Raw genomic sequence first — 4149 nt, forward strand, 5'->3', positions numbered from 1 at the left:
TCGTGTGCCTACACATTTTCGAATTAATTGCCTGTGGATAACCCTTCAAACCCGCATGGTTACTGGATTCATAATTTTTCCATGTGCCTAAAGTGGCTTTTGACTGTCGAACCCGAGATCTCCTTTTCTGATAAATTCCATTCATATTCCCGTTTTGTTCCGAAAAATACGTTAAAAAAGCAGCTTTCGCTGCTTTTCACGTACTAATCAGTAAGTATTATTTTTAAAGCTTCACTCCTCAGATCTCGAAGGAATCAAGCTATTGAGTTCTTTAAAGGCTTCCCTGACTCCCCCAACAGCTTGTATTAACCCAGCTTCCACTGCTTCATTTCCAATTAGGATAGTTCCTATATCTTGAGCCAATTCTCCAGTAGTAAACATAAACTGTTCCAACTTTTCCGGAGTAATTTTTGAATGAGAATAAATGAATTGATTAATTCTCTCTTGCATTTTACGTAAATAATCAAACTGTTGATGACCATTGATCACTAATCCAGTATATCGAATCGGGTGAACGGTCATGGTCCCGGTCGGCGCAATGAAGCTTTTTGTACAACTAACGGCAATAGGAATTCCAATACTATGGCCGCCGCCAAGAACCAAGGATACAGAAGGCTTGCTCAAACTACTGAGCATTTCAGCAATCGCTAATCCTGCTTCTACATCCCCACCCGCAGTATTTAAAATAACAAGAATTCCTTCAGTATTGGGGTTTTGCTCAACCGCTAACAGTTGTGGGATGATATGCTCATATTTGGTCGTCTTGGATTGGGCCGGCAGGATTTGATGTCCCTCGATTTGCCCGATAATCGGTAAACAATAGATTCGTTCTGTGGCACTTGGGATTTGAATTTGTCCTAATTCTTTTAAGTTGGATAATGCAATATTCTTATCATCTTCAGGTGAAGCCGTTTCATTAGAAAGCACCCGTGAAACCCCCTTCTCTAAGTCAAGAAACCTTCCTCGCTGTCCACTACCTAATCTAAATCAAGGTCATTGGATAATATGAGTGGTTCTCTTCTATTATGGAGGTTTATTGCCAAAATCATACGTTGCTATTATTCAGCAAGCAATCAAAATCTGTCAATATCCACGACGATAACATAAAACAATTACAGCTTTTAAACTTAATGGCTTAGTAGATTTTGATAAACCTTCAAGCCTTCGATTACCTCATCTAATGGTAGGTTTCCATTCTCTAAATCTACGGGAGGCTTCATTTTTAGCCTATGATAAAAGGCGAAGCCTTCATTGACTATGTCATCCTTATTTGTCTTTATCAAATAATACTAATCACATCTTTATAAGAAAGCCTGAGTATTGTTTCTTCACTCATACCTATTAAATCATAAAGTGATTCATTAAGCATTTGATGACATTCTTCAATTTTAGTCTTAGATTTAGAGCCAAGAAGAGCTGCTACGGCTATGTATAATTGCTCAATCATTTTCATAATATAATCTTTTTGATACATAAAAACCTGATTTCCCACTCGCTTAATGACATCAATGTCACTCTCTTAAGAGATTTCGCTATCGAGTTGCGGTTTTCTCTCTATACGTTCAATTTCTTCTTTAATGACTAAGGGTAAATATGTTTTCTTTGCATTATTATAGTCATATATGACGATAACTTCTTCCCCAGTAGCCGATAGCCCATTTTTTACGCTAAAGATTGAGTACTCCAAGACAAAGCTTGATTTACCTGTTGACTTAACCTTCGCACCTACAGTTATATGATCTGGATACACCAATGGCTTAAGATATTTACAAATCGTTTGAGCTACTATTACACCTATGCCCGTCTTTGTCATCAGGACATTGAGTCCAATTCTTTGAAGATATTGGATCCGAGCACATTCGAAGTATCTTACAAAATAAGTGTTTTTCACATGACCAGCGTCACCCATCTCACTTTCAGCAATTGATTTACTCACTTGGACTGGATAATCTGTTAAATACATTATTTGAATTCTCCTTTTAAAATATTAACCTTTTTAGCTTTGGCTATTAAGACATCTCCCTTTTCAGTTTTGTAACTTAACCACTTGCTACAAAAAGGCGGCGAATTTTATATAATTCTTCAGAACACAACCAATTCCTCCTCGGTAGGGTCGTAAAGTGGAAAAGCACCTGCTGCAGCAGATGCTTATGATAAGGAATCAAAATTGACTTTCTTCCTCCGACATTCCAATAATTTCACAGATTACTTGAAGTTCCATTCCTCTGCCCTCTAATCATAATGGGGTGGGGAGGGAATCATACATTATCGAATCTAAGCAATTAGAGTTTATTACAAATATTAAACATGATATCGAGCCCTATTACTGGAATTTCTGACTCTGACGAACTTTATTTTGATACTTTGACTGCTAAACTTCTCTTCATATTCAGTTATGCTATTTCCCTGGAAATCACTCTGATGTAAATCATAAGTCCTATATAGTTCCTTGAAACCTGCCTCTTTGAAATACTCTAGGCTATCTGTAAAAAGTAGATCATCATCCGTTTTAAACCATATTTCCGCGTCTTCCTTTAAAAAGGTTTGATAGAGTTTAAGAAAATTCGGATGGGTCAACCTTCTTTTATGATGTTTTTTCTTGGGCCATGGTGTACAAAAGTTAATGTATATTTTCTCAATCTCATCTTGTTCAAAGAGGTCTCCGATGTTCTTAATGTTTATTGGAATAACTCTGATATTATTCAGGTGGTTTTCATTGGCTCTTCTTAAGACATGAACTAACAGTTCATCGTAGACATCAAGAGCAATATAGTTGATATTGGTATTCGTAAAAGCTAGTTGGTTGATAAAACGTCCTCGTCCACATCCCAATTCCAGGTGGATTGGATCACTATTGCCGAATAGCTCTTTCCATTGTCCTTTGTGATCTAAAAATGAAAAAATTACCTTGGGTTCCTTTTCCAATTCTAGCTTAGCCCATCCTTTTTTTCGAAGACGCATTTGAACTTTCTCCTTTTGATTTGATTTTAAATCATCAACTTTAATTCGCTATGCGTCTGTCTTTCCCTTCTTAATTTAGTACATTTGACATACTTAAGAAAGCTAAGAGAATCCAGGGAGTTACGATTCCCATCACGACGAGTCCAACTAGCCATAGATAAGAGAACGCAAACATAACCCCAAGGAAGTAAATTGCGTTTTTGGGTCCTAGTACTATTGGAAGAGTTTTGCGACCATTTGCTTTATCTCGATCATGATCACGGAGATTGTTCCCCAGATTAATCAAGCCGACTAAAATACCACTGGGTATAGCAACGAGAACAGCTATATTCGAGACGTAGCCGGTCTAAATAAAGAAAGCAATTAGAATGATTAAAAAACCCATAAATAAACCGGAAAGCAGTTTTCCAAATGGAGTCGATGAAATAGGCAGTGGACCACCTGTATAGAGGTAGCCAATGGACATACACACTAAAACCACTGCAGCAAGCCACCATGACGAAGTAGCACAGATATAGATTCCCAATAAAAGTGAGATTCCGTACATACTAAGTGCAAGTGTCGTAATTAGTTTGGGTGTCATGCCATGACGTACAATCCCACCACCAATTCCGATGGATTCTTCTGTATCCAAGCCTCGTTTAAAATCATAGACGAGCTTTTCACCACACTGCGACATATAAAGCACTCTCCAGCAGTGTGGACCCGAACAGGTGGAACCCCGTGCCTAAGATACCTCAATTTTACAATATGATTAGACACAGAAAAACTACCTCATTAAAGGTAGTTTTTCGCTTGTTACCTGGCGATGACCTACTTTCCCAGGAGCTATGCTCCAAGTATCCTTGGCCCTGGAACGAAAGGCACGATAGTCTCCGGTAGAGAGTATCGCCGAGCCACTTACCCCAAAGGAACACTTCGTGGCGAAGGAACGAGCCTTTCGCCACACTGCGACTCGTAACGCATTCTCCTGCAGTGTGGATCGAACGGGTGGAACCCCGACTCCCAGATTCCTACATACAATCACTGTATTAAAAACACAGACGGACTATCTCGTTAGAGATAATCCGTCGCTTGTTTACCTGGCGATGACCTACTTTCCCAGGGGCTATGCCCCAAGTATCCTTGGCCCTGGAGGTCTTAACTTCCGTGTTCGGTATGGGAACGGGTGGAACCCCTCCGGCATAA

General features: G+C 39.1%; 6 protein-coding genes, 1 rRNA gene and 1 pseudogene. All 8 read right to left on the minus strand.

The window, feature by feature from the left end:
- Positions 1-231 precede the first annotated feature (231 nt).
- Positions 232-927: an ATP-dependent Clp protease proteolytic subunit gene (locus HGJ98_RS00990; RefSeq protein WP_291349129.1), complete on the minus strand. Its 696-nt coding sequence runs from the start codon at positions 925-927 to the stop codon at positions 232-234.
- Positions 928-1127: 200 nt separating this feature from the next.
- Positions 1128-1283, minus strand: coding sequence for a DUF6483 family protein (locus HGJ98_RS00995; protein ID WP_291349130.1), 156 nt, complete (start codon positions 1281-1283; stop codon positions 1128-1130).
- The gene (locus HGJ98_RS01000; protein ID WP_291349131.1) at positions 1280-1453 is read right to left on the minus strand and encodes a hypothetical protein; all 174 of its coding nucleotides are present in this window, start codon (positions 1451-1453) and stop codon (positions 1280-1282) included. The genes HGJ98_RS00995 and HGJ98_RS01000 overlap by 4 nt, the downstream gene beginning before the upstream one ends.
- Before the next feature lie 66 nt (positions 1454-1519).
- Positions 1520-1963 carry a thioesterase family protein gene (locus HGJ98_RS01005; protein WP_291349132.1) on the minus strand — a complete coding sequence of 148 codons (444 nt, stop codon included), beginning with the start codon at positions 1961-1963 and terminating at the stop codon, positions 1520-1522.
- A 338-nt stretch (positions 1964-2301) separates the two neighbouring features.
- The gene (gene trmB, locus HGJ98_RS01010; RefSeq protein ID WP_291349133.1) at positions 2302-2961 is read right to left on the minus strand and encodes a tRNA (guanosine(46)-N7)-methyltransferase TrmB; all 660 of its coding nucleotides are present in this window, start codon (positions 2959-2961) and stop codon (positions 2302-2304) included.
- A gap of 88 nt (positions 2962-3049) precedes the next feature.
- Positions 3050-3613: pseudogene (locus HGJ98_RS22275) on the minus strand (1,4-dihydroxy-2-naphthoate polyprenyltransferase); the annotation flags it as partial.
- Between the two features lie 117 nt (positions 3614-3730).
- Positions 3731-3910 carry a hypothetical protein gene (locus HGJ98_RS01025; RefSeq protein WP_291349135.1) on the minus strand — a complete coding sequence of 60 codons (180 nt, stop codon included), beginning with the start codon at positions 3908-3910 and terminating at the stop codon, positions 3731-3733.
- 131 nt (positions 3911-4041) lie between these two features.
- Positions 4042-4149: ribosomal RNA gene (gene rrf / locus HGJ98_RS01030) — 5S ribosomal RNA — on the minus strand; the annotation flags it as partial.

This window comes from Desulfosporosinus sp. (assembly GCF_014237355.1).
GTDB lineage: Bacteria > Bacillota > Desulfitobacteriia > Desulfitobacteriales > Desulfitobacteriaceae > Desulfosporosinus.